Origin of the sequence: Parvibium lacunae (genome assembly GCF_003335215.1) — a bacterium.
In the GTDB taxonomy this organism is placed as follows: domain Bacteria; phylum Pseudomonadota; class Gammaproteobacteria; order Burkholderiales; family Burkholderiaceae_D; genus Parvibium; species Parvibium lacunae.
In genome coordinates this window covers 279,790-297,117 of sequence record NZ_QPGB01000003.1, presented here as the reverse complement: position 1 = coordinate 297,117, position 17,328 = coordinate 279,790, and the positions used below count along the sequence as shown (strand labels likewise).

Sequence of the window (17,328 nt, the reverse complement as noted above, 5' to 3'; positions counted from 1 at the left end):
AGTTCATTGGCCTTACTTCTGGGAGGGGCTGCTGTTGAATGTGGCTGGCCAATAAAAAAGCCGCAACATCGTTGCGGCTTGGTAGATAAGGTTCTGCGGGGAGGTCGCGGAACCATTGCGTAAACAGGCTTAACGCTTGGAGAACTGTTTGCGACGACGGGCGCCGCGCAGACCCACTTTTTTCCGTTCGACTTCACGCGCGTCACGGGTGACAAAGCCCGCTTTGGAAAGACCCGGTTTCAGATTAACGTCATAGTCAATCAGGGCACGTGTAATGCCATGGCGTACAGCACCGGCTTGGCCTGTTTCACCGCCACCATGGACATTGACCATAATGTCAAACGCCTCAAGATTGCTGGTTAGCTCAAGCGGTTGACGAACCACCATGCGACCTGTTTCGCGGGCGAAGTATTCATCAAGGGGCTTGCCGTTGACAACAATGTTGCCATTGCCTTTTTTCAAAAACACACGCGCTACAGAGCTTTTGCGACGGCCTGTACCGTAATAGTATTCACCAATCATGTTCGCTCCTTAAATATCGAGTGCTTTAGGCTGTTGCGCGCTATGGGGATGCTCGGCACCCGCATACACTTTCAACTTCTTCAGCATAGCGTAACCCAATGGCCCTTTCGGCAACATGCCTTTAACGGCTTTTTCTAAAGCACGGCCTGGGAAGCGTTCTTGCATCTTCTTGAAGTTGGTTTCATAAATCCCACCGGGGTAACCGGAGTGACGGAAATACTTTTTGTTTTCATCTTTGGTGCCGGTAACGCGAATTTTTGACGCGTTAACAATCACGATGAAATCGCCGGTATCGACGTGGGGGGTAAACTCTGGTTTGTGTTTGCCACGCAGACGGCGTGCCACTTCGCTGGCGACACGGCCTAAAACTTTGTCCGTCGCGTCAATCACGAACCAATCGCGCTGGACCTCATGCGGTTTGGCGGAAAAGGTTTTCATGTTCGACTCACTTGTTGATTTGCAATGTCGTTCAAGCCATTGAAATGGTTGGCTATCGCAAGCACTGCACAGATTAATAAACCCCATGCCGCGCATCGCATGCAGTAAGCTAACTAGCACTACTTTATTGATGCGACCTACTACCAATTCTGCGTAGTCAGCGAAGCGGTATTTCACCCTTACTGCTACAAATTGTCGGCCTCTCCCAATAGGTCTTAAGCATGAGGAAAAGCCTTGAATTATATCGGTTTTTTCAAAGCAGGGTCAAGCTAAACAAAAGGAATAGGGGATCGAATCCTATGGCTGTGTGGATTTATGTGCCAAAAAAAAGCCCAAACGGTTTCGCGTTTGGGCTTAATCCACCAAAGGAGGAGGGTGGAGGAGACACTGGGTGAGACGGTCAGGCTGCGCTCGTTGCAACAGGAACCAAGTTCACGGGGTTGCGTTGATGAGGGTCATGCAGCAATCTCAATGACATCATTGTAGGCGTAAATTTGCTGCATTGCAAGATGTTTTTGTTGCCTTCAATTTTCAAGGCTTGATTTATGTGGATAGATAAATATTCAATGAAATCAATGGTTTGTTTTATTTTTTCTGGCATGCTGGCTAAGTTTGGTTGGTTGGCTAAGTTGCAAATCGAAACAATTTTATTGCAATGCCGCATGCTTTGCGGGGCGGAGTCAATCACAGAGCGAATGCGCAAGAAGATTACTGTTGCCTGTAAATTAAACAGAGATTGAGCGATAGCGCGCCCCTGATCGCAGGGAGTAATGGGATAATCTTGCCAAGGAAAGCACCAATTTAAACGTAGAAATTCGTCGAAACGAAAAGGAATCAACATGGAATGCACGGTTAGCTGGACTGGCCCACAGGGCATGAGCTTTATCGCCGAGACCGGGAGTGGTCATGCGGTCGTGATGGATGGTGCCCCAGAAGGCGGCGGGCGTAATCTTGGCCCGCGCCCGATGGAAATGGTCTTGCTGGGGACAGGCGGCTGCACTGCTTACGACGTGGTGATGATATTGAAAAAAAGTCGTCAGGATGTCCGGGGGTGTAGTGTGCGTCTTGAAGCGACGCGGGCGGAGACGGAACCCAAAGTGTTTACCCGGATTCACTTCCATTTCATTGTGCGTGGCCGCCAGTTAAATCCAGTCCATGTGGCGCGGGCGATCAGCTTATCGCATGAAAAATACTGTTCCGCATCAATCATGCTGGCAAAAACAGCAGAACTGACCCATGACTATGAAATTGTCGATGATGCTGCCTAGTGTGTGAGCGTAGCGGCTTGGTAATCGGATTGCCCACTCGCCCAAGCCCAACGTTTTCCTTCGATTTGCCGCGATTAATCAGGGGCTTGGGGGTCTTGTTGGGCCATATTTCGCATCAAATAAACCAAGGCTTGCGCTCGACTGTTGACTCGCAGCGCCCTAAAAATTTTAGTCAGGTGAACTTTGACCGTGTGCTCGGTAATGGCTAAGTGCAGCGCGATTTGTTTGTTGGAATAGCCGTCAGCCAGTAGCCGCAAGACGTCTGATTCTCGTGCCGTTAAACCGAGGCTTTGATGAAGATTATGCCGATTATCGACAGACCGATGTTGAAGGAATGGCTTTTGCGCCCGCGTGGTGTGAGCAACATCAACGAATGGCCGACCTGCAGGCTTGCTCTGTTCTTGACTTTTATTGGCACCAGGGGCGGCCTGGACTTCGACTGACGCAGCGAGACACACCACCCGCTTACCCGCAGCAATATCAACAAACGCTTGCTGGATGGCCGCGACATCTTGTTGTCTTGCAATGTAGGCATCGATGCCTGCTTTAAAGGCAAGGCCGATTTGACTCGACTCAGTTTGAACGCAGACCAGAATGATTTTATGGGGCCTGGGCGGCGGCTTATGATGAGACGACGGCGTATTGAATGTCGCATCGATCCAGTCGAGCATGCGCTGACCTTGAAAATGTTCGTCAATCACTAGCCAGACTTCTTCTGCTGCTGCAGGTAGCGTTGGAAAATGGCGGATGTCTTCCCACTCGAAAAATTGAATTTTCCGGCGGTTACCTAGGGATGCCGTGAGCGCACTATCAATAACGTGACGCAAGGCATAACGGGATAGGGGCTGATCATCGGCCAATATGATATGCATATAGACTGTGTCGCAGAGGGGGCTTAACCATTGTTACGTACCTGAATGATGGGGGCTCGACTTAGCGCAACGCTGACCAAGCGGTGTGACGGCCAGGGTGCTTGTCTCCCTCCGGACAATGCGGGCACCTGTAATGGTTTATTTAGGGATTAATGAAGCTTGAATAGTACGGCTTGACTTGTCGACGCTTCAATCCGGGAATACCTCTAGCACTTTAGGTTAGCCGGCTCAGTCACAGCACTAGGCAGTAGTACCCAAGCGAATCAGCGAGGAGAGTGTGATGATGTCTGCGCGGTCTCTCGCTGTCTTGCTACCGCAGGCAGTGTGTTGAGACGCACGGGAAAGCGTAAACGAAACTCAGTGCCAAGGCCTGGGTTACTGGTAAATTCAATCTGCCCTTTATGTTTTTCAACGACCGTTTTAACAAACGTCAAGCCGAGTCCAATCCCTTCGATCCTGGGCTGATCCGGGTGTTGAAAACGTGTGAATCGTCGAAATAACTTGGGCTGATCCGCCGCGGCTATTCCATAGCCTTGATCACGGATGCCGACGATGAGATCAGCACTGGTTAGATTCGGTTCAATCCGCGTCCAGCACAGAACTGTCCGCTGCGGGGGCGAGTATTTCAAGGCGTTATTGAGTAAATTTTGCAAGGCCCGTAACAATAATTCCCGATCTGCAATCAACACGCAGTCAGTGTCGACATAATCGGTCGTGATGGTTGCTTGCTGCCGGATGGCCAGGGCGTAACTATCATCAATCGCTTGATCCAGAATGTCTTCAATCACGCAGTGCTGAAATTGGTATTCTTGTGTTTCTGCGCGTGCCAATTGCACAAAATCATCCGCTAATGTCAAAGAGCGTCCCGCCTGGCGTTCTATTTGAGCCAGGGTTTGTTCAATCGGGAGTTGCAGGCTTTGCGTGCGTTGCAAGTCAACCAGAGTCAAAATGGCGCTGAGCGGGCTGCGAATATCATGAGAGAGGAAGCGCAGTGTTTCATCACGCTGACGCTCTGCCGCCCGAATCGCAGACATATCGATGAGGGTTGCGATCCAGCCAATCGTTTGCCCGCGGGCCGCAGAGATCGGGCCGCTGTGAATCATGAGATCGCGCCCAAGCTGATCGCGCCCTTCCACCCCCTCAGCATAGCGTCGATAATGGTTTTCTTCGAATAAGTGCCACCAACTGAAATCAGGGCGGCTATCTTGCGGGGTAGTTTCATTTAACAGATACGGCAGCAGAACACTATCGAGGTGCTCGCGCCCCAACTTTTGAAACCATTGTCGCGCTTGACGATTCGCCAAGAGTACATGGCCATCCAAGGTCGTCACGAACGTTGCATCCGGCAAGCTTTCGAGACTGTCGCTGACAAATTGCCGCAGATCACGGATGCGTTGTATGGCTTCATGCAACTGCAGCATGTCTTGTTCTAGCGGATCGCGCAGTGGCCCAAAAACTTGCCACGCGCTGCGCGGCGTGTCGGTCTCGCTGAGGTCTTGTTGCGGCAACCAATCGGGCTCACGCGCGAGAGCCTGAAGCTGCTGATGCATAAAATAATGAGCCGCATCCAAACGTCGCCAGCTCCAGAGTGGATAGGCCAGCAGCATTGCCGCCAAGGGCGCAGCGGGCGCAAACCAGTCATTGCCATAGCGCAGGGCCAAGAAGCTAAGCAACATCACCATACCGCTTAACAGCACGACGCCAAGCAGCGCAACACGGGGGCGCACTCGGGCTAGCATCAGCATTACCAGCAAGGGCCAGATCAGGGCAAATATGGCATTTTGCCAGGGCTTGGCGTGCTGGATCGTGCGTTCCTGTAACAGGGCATTCAAGACATTGGCACTGATTTCAACCCCGGGCATGGGTTGGGCATGGCCTGACACCGGTGTTGGGTAAGCATCCCACAAACCAGCGGCGGTTGCACCTACCAAAATAAATTTATCGCGCAACAGATCTGGCCGAACTTCACCCCGCAACACCGCTGCATAAGAGTAGGTCGTAAATTGCCCGGGTGGCCCCGCAAAAGGCAAGTGAATCCAATAATCGCGTTGCCAGTCCAGCTGATTCGCTGCGTTACTCAGATAACTCGGTACGCGCTGCCCTGGAAGTGGCGCTTGCGCGATTGAGTTCCCAGCTGCTTCCAGCAGGGCGAGAGAAAAATGGGGCCAAGGTATGACAGATTTCATGGCGGTTGCCGGTTGACCTTCCCGCAGAAAAACACTCCGCACCAGACTGTCTTGATCTAATTCGACATGGATATGGCCCAGTGATCGGGCGTTAGCGGCCAACAGTGGAATGGGCAAAGCGGCTCGCAGCGAAGAACTTCCAGGTTGATGGAGCCATGCCCGACTGCTTTCTGCGATAACCGGCAGCACGACATTCCCGGCTTTGGCGATGCTTTTTGCTAAGGTGAGATCACTCAAGTCATTATCTTGCTCGACCGGCTCATTAAAGAGAATGTCTAGCCCTATCGCGGCGGGGTGACTTCTCGTCAGTTGTTCGACTAGAGCGGCATGAATCTGACGTGACCACGGCCATCGTCCTAATTGTCCAATACTGTCATCATCAATCGCAATGATGACGATTCGGGGGTCTGCTGGAATTCGATAGTGACTGAGCGCCGTGTCATAAAACAGTGCATCGATGCGGCCTAAGCCATTTTGCCAGCCAAGATAGCTGGCTAGGCAGCACAACCCCAGCGTGAGTCCGAGCCATTGCCCACGTGTGCTACGCGCCTGCGCAACCCACTGTCGCCATGCCTGCTTCACCGTCCCCATGCCTGACTTAGTCATAGCGTTTATGGCGCAGCGTAATCAGTTCGGACCTCACCCGCACTGGCGTTCAGCGCATTGCCGTGTGTGTCGGACCATCTGGGCATGACGCGAAATTCCTGAGGACGAGAGTAAGGGCCGAGATAGCCGTCACTATCGCGGCACCGATAGCGGATGTAATACTTCCCGGCGGCAGGCCGCGCGATGACTAAGGTAGGGTGGGGGATCCGCTGACGCAGCAGTAACTGCTTAAATTCCGGGTCGCGCGCGATTTCGGCTTCAAAGGTTTGTCCTGGCTCAGCCCCCCAGCTGAACTGCAAGGTTTTACCCTCATCGGAGGGAGGGGAGAGCGGGCTTGGGCCAGCCAACACCTGCAGCGAGAGCGCTTCACCCCACGGGCCACGGCGCGCTCCTTGCACCGAGGCGACGCGCCAAAAATAACGGCCCACAGGTAAATTTTCGACGCTTTCTCCCTGCTTGATATCGCGTTCTACATGGAGTTGCCTGAATTGACTGTCTTTCGCGATTTGCAGCAGATACCGCAAGTCTGGTTCCGTCGTCCAATTGAAACGCACGGTTTCTTCTCGTTGTTTTGCATTCGGCGCAGGCTGTTGCAGTAGTGGTGGTTCAGGCCGTGCTGCCACACTGAATGCCGTTTCCCCGCTCAGACCCTCCAGCCCAGTTGAGGCGATAGCGCGCAAGCGTAACCAGTATTCGCCATCATTGGGTGCAGGAAAACTGATGACTTGACCCGCAGTCACCAAGCGCTCTCCAAGGATGGTTTGGAAATCGCGATCAGCCGCCACTATGGCCCGGACTTGCTGACTGGATTCTGGAAGAACAGGCTTGAATTGAAGCGTTAGGCGTTCTTGCAGGATTTGTTCTGGGGGCAGTGTCGGGGCGGGTAGCAGCGCAATCGGTGCGCTTACCTCACCTTGTGCCGTTGCTACCGCGCCGTAGCCAGCAGCCAGCCCAACGCCGGGCGGGGTCACTTTTTGGCGCTGCCCAGGCTTAGTAGACTCGTCATTAAGCGGCTTGTTCGCGCCAAATTGAATGCGGCCCTCTTCCACCTCGGTCGTGGTGATCTGAGTGCCCGGACGGTAGGCAAGGCGAAACTCGGTCCCCCGAACACCGGCAATCGCGGTGGGCGAACCAATACTGAAACGACTGCCCGGGGCTTGTTTGGCGACCTGGGTCTCAATGCGACCTCGCTCAACTTGAATTTGGGTCTCCAATACGGGTCCATGCAAATACCGTTTTAGCTTAGCAAGATGAATTTGACTGGCCGCCGGGATGTGCAGCAGTGAACCATCCGGTAGCTTGACGGTGACATAGCCATTTTCACCCGTTTGTATCACGCTGGATTCGGGTATCGTGCTGCCGGTTGGTGCGCTGTCAGACCCTCTCGGGTTGCGAATGGTGACCTCTCCGCTTTGTTTGACAAGCTCTGCCTGAGTACTGATTTTTTTAAGTAACGGGTAAGGGATGCGGATTCGTTGTTCCGGTTGAAGTTGGCGCGGGTTCGCAATCCTATTAAGTTGTTGTAGGGCGGGCCAGTCATTGGGATTTTCAAGGAGGCGTGCGGCGATACCGATTAGGGTATCGCCGGTTTTGGCTGGATAAATGAACTCATTAATCGCAGTTTGCGCGGCAAGTAGCGGGCTTAATAGCAGCGCCCCAAGGAGCGTCGCGAAGCGACTTGTCTGGACGTACGAGAGGAGGCGAAAATCAAGCATGAGTAGGCAATGCAAACTGTCAAAATTGAGCCAGCAACCATCTTAGCAGTTTATCGCTCTTTTAAGACACTGAGTCAGCAACATGGCTATCACGTCCATCACGTCCATTGAGCCATCACACTACCTTTGAGCGCTGTTATCTCGCGTCGAGCGGGGGCGTCTCTGGATTTTTGTCGAGGGCCAATGGCTCCACCCGTTCGAGTCGATAGCCATAGCTATAGACGCCACTCAAGCGATAACCATTTTCGGGCCTTAATTTAAGCTTATTGCGCACGCGCGAGACATGGGTGTCCATCGTCCGGGAAGGAATATCAGGATCGCGCCCCCACACAGATTCAACAATATGGGTGCGGGATAACGGGCGTCCCATATTCCGAAAGAACAGCAACGCAAGATCAAATTCTTTACGGGTCAATTCGATAGCGGCGCCCTCTAAGCGCAGCTCACCTGACCGCACATCGAAATGATAATGCTCATATTCGAGTGTGCTGCTATTCAGGTGGTTCGGATAGGCCCGGCGTAGCAGCGCCTGCACGCGTGCCACTAATTCCGCCCGCCGGATGGGTTTGATCATGTAATCATCGGCCCCGGCGGCGAGCGCAGCCACAATATCATCTTCACTGGCCCGCGAGGTGGTGAACAGTACGGGCGTCATTTGTTCGCTGTTGGCGCGTAGCCATTGCAAAATTTCCAACCCGGACACATCAGGCACCTGCCAGTCCAGAATGAGCAAATCAAAGCTCTCACGGCGCAAATGCACCATGAGCTGTTTTCCTTGCGTAAAGCTGTGACAAGTATGCCCGGCGGCGGTGAGCGTTGCCGTGATCATCTGTACTTGTTCGGCATCATCGTCGAGTGCGGCTATGCGCATAGCTATCCCAAATCCTATTGTCTGTATTTATTGTTACTGCCTCATACTGCGATTATCCGCAAGTCGATCAAAATGTGTAGTGCTCTTTGCCGAATTTAACAATCTCATTCGTCGAATTTTGCACTTCGTTGTGTGGGTGATAAAGATAAACTCCCCCCTCTCCAGCAAGCTGATAAAATCGCCAACGCAAAGTCGATCAGGCAATCGCGTCAAACATAGCCATGTTTGACGAGGAAAGTCCGGACTCCAAAGGGCGCCGTAGCAGGTAATACCTGTCCATCGTGAGATGCGGATTAGAGCAACAGAGACGAGCCGATTCAGTTCGGGTGAAACGGGCAATCTCTACGGGGAGCAACACCAAATAGGCACACGCTGACCCGGCCCGGTGAGTGTGCGGGTAGGTGGCTAGAGTGGGATAGCGATATACCACCAAGAGGAATGATTGCCGTCGTAACAACCCAGCTTGCCTGGCGTTGTTGCTGACACAGAATCCGGCTTATCGATCGACTTTGCCTTATTCGTGATCTACCGCCCAGCTGACTGAGCGTTCGGCCCTTGTTGTGAGATTGCTGCGTCAGCCTGATGCAGGCCTTAGCGCTATTCCTCCTCATTCCCTCTTTACTCCTCATAAGCCACTTTCAATGTGCGCGCCAGGGTATTGTTTTTATTCATTTTTTTATTCCAATTTCACCTTGATAAAACACGCTAAGTCATTGTTCTAATTGATTTTTTTCGATTTTCAGCTTGACCCATCAAAAACATTCCACTAAAGTGGTGATTCGTGGTGAAAAGTGTAAAAAAGTGGTGTTTTGGTGTGAGGGGAGTGAGGGCGTCATGTTCCAAGGGCGATCAGCGTTGGCGATGGATGGGAAGGGCCGTATTGCGGTACCGGCTCGGCATCGTGACGTCCTTGCTGCGCAGTGCGAGGGGCGTCTCACGCTTACGCGCCACCCGCATGGCTGCCTGCTCGTATTTCCGCGCCCGGTGTGGGAAATGAATCGGGAAAAGATTGCCGCGTGGCCGATGTCAGCGCGCGCCTGGCAACGCTTGTTTCTGGGTAGTGCGGTGGATGTCGAGATGGATGGCGCTGGCCGAATTTTGATTGCGCCTGAGTTGCGTGAGGCTGCGGCGCTAGATAAAGACGTGGTTCTGATGGGCATGGGCTCGCATTTTGAACTCTGGGACAGCCGGCGCCTGCAAGCTGACGAAATGGCGGCCCTCGAGCAGCCGATGCCAACGGTATTGCATGAATTGAGTTTTTAATGACGGCAGCACATCAATCGGTGTTGTTGTCAGAAGCCGTTGCCGCTTTGGCGTTGCAGCCGGATAGCCAAATCGTAGACGGCACGTTTGGTCGGGGTGGGCATAGTCGAGCGATTCTGGCGCAATTGGGTGAGCGTGGGCGGCTCTTGGCGTTTGATAAAGATCCGCAAGCCATTGCGGCAGCGGCAGAGATAGAAGATGCGCGCTTCGCTATTGAGCATGCGGCATTTATTGCGTTGCCAGATGTGCTAGAACGGCGCGGTTGGTCTGGGGTTGATGGGGTGTTGCTGGATTTGGGGATTTCTTCACCACAAATAGACCAGGCGGAGCGCGGGTTCAGCTTTCGCTTGGATGGCCCCCTGGATATGCGCATGGATAACACGCAAGGGCTAACCGCAGCGGCTTGGTTGGCACAGGCGACCGAGCAAGAGATAAGAGAGGTGATAGCGGGCTATGGGGAAGAACGGTTTGCTTTTCAGATTGCAGCAGCGATTGTTGCGCGCCGGGCAGCGGGGCGGCCCCTTGTTACCACTCGCGACCTTGCCACGCTCGTGGCAGGTTGTGTCCGTAAGAAGGAGGTCGGGCAAGATCCGGCCACACGCACCTTTCAAGCTATACGGATTCACCTCAATCAAGAGCTTGCGCAGTTGCCGCGTGCGCTAGCAAATGCCGTGCAGGTATTAAACGTGGGAGGGAGGCTGGCGGTGATCAGCTTTCATTCATTGGAAGATCGCCTGGTTAAACAATTCATGCAGCGTTTGGTGCAGGTCATCCAGCCTCCGCGCGGTATGCCTGTCCGCGCTGCGGACCTGCCGCAACCCATTCTACGGTTAGTTGATCGTATCAAGCCTAGCGCAGCCGAAGTCGCCGCCAATCCACGTGCGCGCTCGGCGATTTTGCGGGTCGCTGAAAAGTGCCGTGAGCCTTCTGCCGCAGAGGTCGGGCAATTATTAACGCTCCCCTTGCTGACGCCGACGCAGTTGAAGGGGCGCCCATGACTCGCGGCCAAATATTTCTTATCCTGTTATTACTCGCGTCTGCGTTTGGGTTAATCAATGCGCGGCAGCGTGAGCGTACGCTCTTTGTAACGCTGGATCGGGCGCAAGCGACAATGCGTCAGCTCGAGGTTGAGTGGGATCAATTGCAGCTTGAGCAATCGAATAGTGCGAAAGCCAGTTTAATCGACAGTGCGGCGCGGCGTGAGTTACGTATGCAAAGCGTGACCCCAGCGAGAACCCTCTATGTTTCCCCGGAGACGCGGGAGGGGCACCATGAGTGAATTAGGTTTACAGCACGGTGGGGTGAAGGTGGGGGCGAAGGCCGGTGCCACCGGAACCAAGCGTGGTAGTGGAGCGAATAAGCGTGGCGTCTCGTTCTCGGCTAACCCAGTACTGAATTTATCGCTACCACGTTGGCGCTCCCGACTGTTGCTAGTATTGATTGCGCTGGCTTTTCTGGCGTTGATTGCGCGTGCTGTTTACCTGCAGGGCTTTTCTACGGATTTCTTACAGCGCCAGGGAGAGTCGCGCTATGCCAGAACGTTGGAGTTACCAGCAACGCGCGGCAAAATTCTAGACCGCAATGGCGTGGTGCTGGCTTCCAGTGTGCCGGCGAAAGCGATCTGGGCGATCCCAGATGATGTGATGGAAATCAGTAAAAATGAAAAAATCAGTCTGGCTCAGCGCGAGCAGGAGTGGCGCGAACGCCTAGCGAAATTACCCCAGCTTGCGAGCTTATTAAATTTACCGTTAACTGAACTAAAACGTAAATTGCAGGCAGATCGGAGTTTCGTGTATTTGCGTCGTCAGGTTGATCTTGACGTGGCGGAGAAAATTGCCGCACTCAAAATCGCCGGGATTCATGAGCGGGATGAATACAAGCGCTATTACCCAGAAGGGGAAACCTTAGCGCATGTCGTTGGCTTTACCAATATTGAGGATCTTGGCCAAGAAGGGGTCGAGTTGTCAATGCAACAAGCCTTGGTGGGAGTGAATGGCTCGCGTCGGGTGATTAAGGATCGATTGGGGCGTGTGATTGAAGATATGGGCAGTACGCAGCCACCTCGTGATGGCCGCGATTTAACCTTATCGATTGATACTCGTATTCAGTATGTCGTGTATTCGCAGCTGAAACAGGCGATGCAGCAGCATCGTGCCAAAGCGGCGGCGGCAGTGGTGCTCGATGTGCAAACGGGTGAGGTACTGGCGCTGGCGAATTTCCCAACCTACAACCCAAACCAGCGTAGTCATTTGAGCGGCGCGGAACTGCGTAATCGGGTCTTGACGGATGCGTTTGAGCCAGGCTCGACGCTCAAGCCATTTACGGTTGCGTTGGGTCTGGAGCAGCGCTTGATTACGCCACAAAAACAGATTCAAACCGCACCCGGCAAGTTAACGATCGGCACCGCCACGATTGGTGACGCGCATCCCCACGGTTGGTTAACGGTGGAAGAAATTGTGCAGAAGTCCAGTAATGTAGGCACGGCAAAAATTGCCTTGCAAATTGAGCGCGAGGTAATGTGGTCCTTCTTAACTGAACTCGGCTTTGGCCAAGCGCCTCGCGTTGGCTTTCCGGGCGCAACCGCGGGTCGTGTGCGGCCCTGGAAAAGCTGGCGGCCGATTGAGCAGGCAACCATGTCCTATGGTCACGGTATTTCTGTGTCTCTGATTCAGTTGGCCCGCGCTTACAGTATTTTTGCGCGCGATGGCGATCTGGTTCCGTTGAGTTTTCAGAAACTCAATGCTGGCGGCCAGCCATTAGTCACCCAGCGTGTTGTTTCAGCCAAGACCGCACAGTCGGTTCGCAAAATGTTAGAAATGGCAGCGGGGCCCGGTGGAACCGCACCAAAAGCACAGGTCATTGGTTACAGCGTTGCAGGTAAAACAGGAACCGCCCACAAACTCGGTAAACAAGGCTATGAGAATCGCTATGTTTCTTCCTTTGCCGGGTTCGCTCCTGTTGGTCAGCCGCGAATCATTATCGCGGTGATGGTCGATGAACCCAGCGCGGGTAAGCATTATGGAGGCGAAGTCGCGGCACCGATTTACAGCGCAATCGTTGAAAACGCCATGCGCATTCTACAAATCCAGCCAGATATTCCCCACAAAACGGAGATTGTTGTGCCCGCAGAGGTATTGGAGGAGGGTGTATGACCCCCCTGGCGTCAATCCAATCTTTCCTGCGTCAGCACGCGCAGCCGCAGACTCGGCTGATCAGTGATAGCCGGCAGCTACAAGCGGGCGATATTTTCTTTGCCTATCCTGGTGAAGCAGGCGTGAGTGGTGTGGCGCAAGATGGCCGTGCCTACATTGAGCAGGCATGGCAAGCGGGTGCGGTTGCCGTGGTCTATGAAGCCACCGAGAGCGAGCGCTGGTCGCAGGCTTGGCAAGGCCGCCCTGGATTGGCGATCCAGGGCCTAAAAGGCTTGGCCAGTCAGATTGCGCGGCAGTTTTATCGGCTCGATGATTATCCTGCGCCGCAGTATGTCGGTATTACAGGGACCAATGGTAAGACCTCATGCAGCTTCTGGCTCGCGCAAGCGTTTGCGGCCTTGAGTGGCACGCCCAGCGGCGTGGTGGGCACGTTGGGGGCGGGCTTGCTCGGCGCGATTGATCCGACGCAGCCCGCATTAAACACTACGCCCGATGCCTTATCGCTGCAGGCCAATTTGCGGCAACAGATTGAGGCTGGGGCAAAGCACGTTGTGATGGAAGTGTCCTCAATTGGTTTGGTTCAGCAACGTGCGGCTGCCGTTCCATTTTCCTATGCCCTGTTTACCAACTTAACGCATGACCACCTCGATTACCATGGGTCAATGGCAGCCTACGCCGCCGCAAAAGCGCAGCTGTTTCAATTTCCAGATTTACACGCTGTTGTCTTAAATCTCGATGATCCCGCCGCCGTACAAATGCGGCCTCTCAATCAACAGGTGCGTGTTTGGGGCTATACCACTCAAGGTGTTGCGGTTGATTGGTGTGATGTGATTGTGCAGGCCACAGCGGTGTCGTGGGCACAGGCAGCTCCCTTGGGAATGCGTTGGTCGGTGAAGGTATGGGACCGACAGCGGCCTGCCAACCATGATGAAGCGGTGGTTCAGGTTCCAATCTTTGGGCAATTTAATGTCAGTAATATCACTGGCGTAATCGGTGTATTGCTCGCGGCTGGCTATCCGCTCGCTAACATTGTGAAGGTGTTGGCAACGCTCGCCCCGGTTCCTGGGCGGTTGCAGCCAGTCCATTACCCCTTTATGGCAGAGCATACTGGTGGGGTGTCAGGATTGATGCCGCAAGTTTTTGTTGATTATGCCCACACCCCTGATGCGCTCGCCCAATGTTTACAGGCATTACATCCGCTCTGTCAGCAACGTCAAGGCCGTTTGCATGTTGTTTTTGGTTGCGGTGGTGAGCGAGACAAGGTAAAGCGGCCCTTGATGGTGAGTGTGGCATCACGCTACGCAGATCATCTGTGGTTAACCACTGATAATCCTCGCCGGGAAGAGCCGGAAAAGATTCTAGCAGCCATGTTATCTGGTTTGCCCGCTGCGTTAGCGTTCAGTTCGCCAAGCCGAGTAGGCGATACAGCAACTTCAACGCATGTCGAGGCGGGTGTGATGGCGACGACTGTTGTCGTGGAACTTGATCGTGCGCGGGCGATTCAGCAAGTCATAGCCCAAGCGGCGCCAGCCGATGTCATTTTGCTGGCAGGTAAAGGCGCCGAGCCTTATCAGGATTGCGCAGGGGTGCGTCATCCCTTTAGCGACATGGCGGAAGCAGAACGGGCGATCAGTCTGCGCCAACGTAGGCCGGCCATGAAAACCGAACAAACAAACGACTCTGCTACGTTAGGCGTGCGTGGCAATCTCTGGCAGTTGGTGCAGAGTTTATCGGGTGCCGTGTTACAGGCATCCGATAATCGTCCCTTTGTCGGTATTTGTACTGACAGCCGGCAGTTACAGCCAGGTCAGTTATTTGTTGCCTTACGCGGAGAACAGTTCGATGGCCATGCGTACTTGCCACAGGTTGCTGCTCAGGGCGCGGCTGCGGCAGTGGTAGAGGCCAATGCGCTAGCTCGTTATCTGCACTCCCAAGCTAGCCCTGCAATGGCTGCTGCGCCATTGCCTTTAATTATCGTGCCAGATAGCCGCCGTGCGCTCGGCGAAATCGCCGCAGCATGGCGGCAACTCTATGCGCTCCCTATGATTGCGGTCACCGGCAGCAATGGCAAGACCACCGTCAAAGAAATGCTTGCGAGCATCTTGGCAGCCCAATATGGTGCAGAGGCGCGGCTGGCAACAGCAGGCAATTTGAATAATGAAATTGGGGTGCCGCTGACGCTCTGTCGTTTACAGCCAGCGCATCAAGCCGCCGTGATTGAATTGGGCATGAATCATCCGGGTGAGATTGCCTGGTTGGCGCAACTCACCCAACCCACCGTCGCGCTGGTGAATAATGCACAACGCGAACACCAAGAATTCATGGGCAGTATTGCCGCTGTCGCACAAGAAAATGGCGACGTATTGCGCGCATTGGGGGCGCAAGGTTGCGCCGTATTTCCCGCGGCCCAAGCTGAATACCATGCGCTGTGGCGCAAGCAGGCAGGCGCCGCACGCTGTTTGACGTTTGGTTTGGAGACTGACGAAGCGCAAGCCACGGTAGAAGGTCGGCTCACGATCCAGCCCCAGGGCATGCAGCTATCCTGTTCAATCAGTAACGAACCGATGATGCGCTTTACCGTAGAGCTTAACGTGGCGGGTGAGCACAATGCCCGTAATGCGCTAGCCGCGATTGCTTGTGCTTATGCTGCAGGCTGTTCAATCTTCGCGATTCAGGCTGGCTTGGCACAATTCAGCGCTGTCCCAGGCCGCTTGGTGCAACACACGCTGCGCAATGGGATGCGTTTGATCGATGATACGTACAACGCTAACCCCGACTCGGTCCGTGCTGCTATCCAAGTGCTGGCTGGGCAGATGACCTATCGGCAACGGATTCTGATTTTGGGTGACATGGGGGAAGTCGGCGCGGCAGGGCCGGCATTCCATGAAGAAGTCGGGCAGTATGCCCAGCAACAGCAACTCACTCGGTTATTGACGGTGGGCGCGTTGGCCGCACATAGTAGCGAGGCGTTTGGTGAGGGTGCGCAACATTTCGCCGATCAAGCCAGCCTATTGCAGGATCTGTTGCCACGTTTAACCCCAGAGTGCTGCGTGCTCGTTAAGGGCTCACGTTTCATGCGGATGGAGCGCGTGGTGGCCGCGATTCAGGCAGCGCTAGCGAATGACTATAGTGCTAATAATAGCGGTGTTACTGACGCTACCGTGCCTGCTTCTCACGGGGCAAGCTCAGCCGCTTCCCAGCACATACAACCCCATCAAGGAGAGCGCCATGCTGCTTGAGCTTGCGCAATGGCTCGCACAAGATATCCGAGCTTTTTCGGTGTTCAATTACATCACCTTACGGGCGGTGCTGGCCGGTGCTACGGCGCTATTGATTGGCCTACTGGCAGGGCCAGCGATGATTCGCTATCTACAAAAATTGAAAATGGGCCAGGCAGTACGTACCGATGGTCCGCAAACCCATTTGGTCAAGCAGGGCACCCCAACCATGGGCGGGGCCTTAATTTTGCTGGCAATCGCGACCTCTACCCTGCTTTGGGCTGATTTATCGAATCGTTTTATTTGGGTGGTGTTGCTGGTGACACTGGGATTCGGCTGGGTCGGCTGGGTTGATGATTATCGTAAAGTCGTGTTCAAAAACCCTAAGGGCATGTCATCCAAGGAAAAATTTTTCTGGCAGAGCGTGATCGGCTTGGCGGCATCCATTTATCTGGCGTTTGCTGTATCGGCGCCGAATACAGAAAAAATTTTTGCGTTGGTTTGGCAATGGATTCAGAGCGGTTTCATGATGCCCTTGCCATCGCAAGCAGATTTGATCTTGCCATTTATTAAAACGATTAGTTATCCACTCGGGGTGTGGGGCTTCATTTTGCTCACTTATCTGGTGATTGTCGGAACTAGCAATGCAGTGAACTTAACCGATGGCTTAGACGGGCTGGCGATTATGCCAACAGTCTTGGTGGGGGCGGCGCTCGGCGTATTCGCTTACGTGGTGGGGCGGGTGGATTACTCGAAATATTTATTTTTTCCACATATTCCAGGGGCCAGTGAGCTGCTGGTGTTTTGTGTGGCTATGGCGGGGGCTGGGCTTGCCTTTTTATGGTTTAACACCCATCCCGCCCAGGTATTTATGGGCGATGTTGGGGCGCTGGCGCTGGGCGGGGCTTTAGGCACAGTGGCGGTGATTGTCCGGCAAGAGATTGTACTGTTCATTATGGGCGGCGTGTTTGTGGCAGAAACACTCTCAGTCATGTTGCAAGTGGGGTATTTCAAATACACGAAAAAGCGTTATGGCGAAGGCCGCCGGATCTTGAAGATGGCCCCCCTGCATCACCATTTCGAGGTCTCGGGTTGGAAAGAAACACAAGTGGTCGTGCGCTTTTGGATTATCACCATGATGTTGGTGTTAATTGGATTATCCACATTAAAACTGCGTTAGCCCGCATCACGCCGGTGTGTGTTGCGATTGCATAGAG

Annotated in this window: 13 protein-coding genes and 1 other RNA gene; 8 read left to right on the top strand and 6 right to left on the bottom strand. The window is 53.9% G+C overall.

The genetic code is table 11. From position 1 onward, the window contains the following. Positions 1-129: 129 nt before the first annotated feature. Both rpsI and rplM read right to left on the bottom strand, forming a co-directional pair. Positions 130-522 carry a 30S ribosomal protein S9 gene (rpsI, locus tag DU000_RS09025; RefSeq protein ID WP_114403053.1) on the bottom strand — a complete coding sequence of 131 codons (393 nt, stop codon included), beginning with the start codon at positions 520-522 and terminating at the stop codon, positions 130-132. A gap of 9 nt (positions 523-531) precedes the next feature. After that, entirely contained in the window at positions 532-960 is a 429-nt protein-coding gene (rplM, locus tag DU000_RS09020) for a 50S ribosomal protein L13 (protein WP_114403101.1), read from the bottom strand. Positions 961-1,799: 839 nt separating this feature from the next. Between rplM and DU000_RS09010 the strand changes: the two genes are divergently transcribed. After that, entirely contained in the window at positions 1,800-2,228 is a 429-nt protein-coding gene (locus DU000_RS09010; protein WP_114403051.1) for an OsmC family protein, read from the top strand. Between the two features lie 74 nt (positions 2,229-2,302). Here the strand turns inward: DU000_RS09010 and DU000_RS13085 are convergent, their stop codons facing one another. The 4 genes from DU000_RS13085 to DU000_RS08990 all read right to left on the bottom strand — a co-directional run bounded on the left by DU000_RS13085 (position 2,303) and on the right by DU000_RS08990 (position 8,478). Next, complete coding sequence (locus tag DU000_RS13085; RefSeq protein WP_114403050.1) at positions 2,303-3,100, bottom strand: response regulator transcription factor; 798 nt, start codon at positions 3,098-3,100, stop codon at positions 2,303-2,305. 263 nt (positions 3,101-3,363) lie between these two features. Continuing rightward, positions 3,364-5,892, bottom strand: a complete 2,529-nt coding sequence (locus DU000_RS09000) for a CHASE2 domain-containing protein (protein WP_114403049.1) — start codon at positions 5,890-5,892, stop codon at positions 3,364-3,366. 5 nt (positions 5,893-5,897) lie between these two features. Continuing rightward, entirely contained in the window at positions 5,898-7,607 is a 1,710-nt protein-coding gene (locus tag DU000_RS08995; protein WP_114403048.1) for a FecR family protein, read from the bottom strand. 136 nt (positions 7,608-7,743) lie between these two features. Then, positions 7,744-8,478 carry a response regulator transcription factor gene (locus DU000_RS08990; protein WP_114403047.1) on the bottom strand — a complete coding sequence of 245 codons (735 nt, stop codon included), beginning with the start codon at positions 8,476-8,478 and terminating at the stop codon, positions 7,744-7,746. 188 nt (positions 8,479-8,666) lie between these two features. Between DU000_RS08990 and rnpB the strand changes: the two genes are divergently transcribed. From rnpB to mraY, 7 genes are all read left to right on the top strand, one after another. Beyond that, an RNA gene (gene rnpB, locus DU000_RS08985) (RNase P RNA component class A) lies at positions 8,667-8,993 on the top strand. 319 nt (positions 8,994-9,312) lie between these two features. Then, positions 9,313-9,741: a division/cell wall cluster transcriptional repressor MraZ gene (mraZ, locus tag DU000_RS08980; protein ID WP_114403046.1), complete on the top strand. Its 429-nt coding sequence runs from the start codon at positions 9,313-9,315 to the stop codon at positions 9,739-9,741. After that, positions 9,741-10,739: a 16S rRNA (cytosine(1402)-N(4))-methyltransferase RsmH gene (rsmH, locus tag DU000_RS08975; RefSeq protein ID WP_114403045.1), complete on the top strand. Its 999-nt coding sequence runs from the start codon at positions 9,741-9,743 to the stop codon at positions 10,737-10,739. Before mraZ ends, rsmH begins: the two co-directional genes overlap by 1 nt. Next, positions 10,736-11,020, top strand: a complete 285-nt coding sequence (gene ftsL / locus DU000_RS08970) for a cell division protein FtsL (RefSeq protein WP_114403044.1) — start codon at positions 10,736-10,738, stop codon at positions 11,018-11,020. The genes rsmH and ftsL overlap by 4 nt, the downstream gene beginning before the upstream one ends. Beyond that, positions 11,013-12,893 (top strand): peptidoglycan D,D-transpeptidase FtsI family protein, encoded by a 1,881-nt coding sequence (locus tag DU000_RS08965; protein WP_114403043.1) that lies wholly within the window; start codon positions 11,013-11,015, stop codon positions 12,891-12,893. Before ftsL ends, DU000_RS08965 begins: the two co-directional genes overlap by 8 nt. Continuing rightward, a complete protein-coding gene (gene murE / locus DU000_RS08960; protein ID WP_114403042.1) occupies positions 12,890-16,132 on the top strand; it encodes a UDP-N-acetylmuramyl-tripeptide synthetase in 3,243 nt (1,080 codons plus the stop codon). The genes DU000_RS08965 and murE overlap by 4 nt, the downstream gene beginning before the upstream one ends. Beyond that, complete coding sequence (gene mraY, locus DU000_RS08955; RefSeq protein WP_114403041.1) at positions 16,122-17,291, top strand: phospho-N-acetylmuramoyl-pentapeptide-transferase; 1,170 nt, start codon at positions 16,122-16,124, stop codon at positions 17,289-17,291. The genes murE and mraY overlap by 11 nt, the downstream gene beginning before the upstream one ends. Positions 17,292-17,328 lie beyond the last annotated feature (37 nt).

Coding starts and splice junctions, on each gene's coding strand:
- rpsI (WP_114403053.1), bottom strand. CDS start 522: ATGATTGGTGAATACTATTACGGTACAGGCCGTCGCAAAAGCTCTGTA.
- rplM (WP_114403101.1), bottom strand. CDS start 960: ATGAAAACCTTTTCCGCCAAACCGCATGAGGTCCAGCGCGATTGGTTC.
- DU000_RS09010 (WP_114403051.1), top strand. CDS start 1,800: ATGGAATGCACGGTTAGCTGGACTGGCCCACAGGGCATGAGCTTTATC.
- DU000_RS13085 (WP_114403050.1), bottom strand. CDS start 3,100: ATGCATATCATATTGGCCGATGATCAGCCCCTATCCCGTTATGCCTTG.
- DU000_RS09000 (WP_114403049.1), bottom strand. CDS start 5,892: ATGACTAAGTCAGGCATGGGGACGGTGAAGCAGGCATGGCGACAGTGG.
- DU000_RS08995 (WP_114403048.1), bottom strand. CDS start 7,607: ATGCTTGATTTTCGCCTCCTCTCGTACGTCCAGACAAGTCGCTTCGCG.
- DU000_RS08990 (WP_114403047.1), bottom strand. CDS start 8,478: ATGCGCATAGCCGCACTCGACGATGATGCCGAACAAGTACAGATGATC.
- mraZ (WP_114403046.1), top strand. CDS start 9,313: ATGTTCCAAGGGCGATCAGCGTTGGCGATGGATGGGAAGGGCCGTATT.
- rsmH (WP_114403045.1), top strand. CDS start 9,741: ATGACGGCAGCACATCAATCGGTGTTGTTGTCAGAAGCCGTTGCCGCT.
- ftsL (WP_114403044.1), top strand. CDS start 10,736: ATGACTCGCGGCCAAATATTTCTTATCCTGTTATTACTCGCGTCTGCG.
- DU000_RS08965 (WP_114403043.1), top strand. CDS start 11,013: ATGAGTGAATTAGGTTTACAGCACGGTGGGGTGAAGGTGGGGGCGAAG.
- murE (WP_114403042.1), top strand. CDS start 12,890: ATGACCCCCCTGGCGTCAATCCAATCTTTCCTGCGTCAGCACGCGCAG.
- mraY (WP_114403041.1), top strand. CDS start 16,122: ATGCTGCTTGAGCTTGCGCAATGGCTCGCACAAGATATCCGAGCTTTT.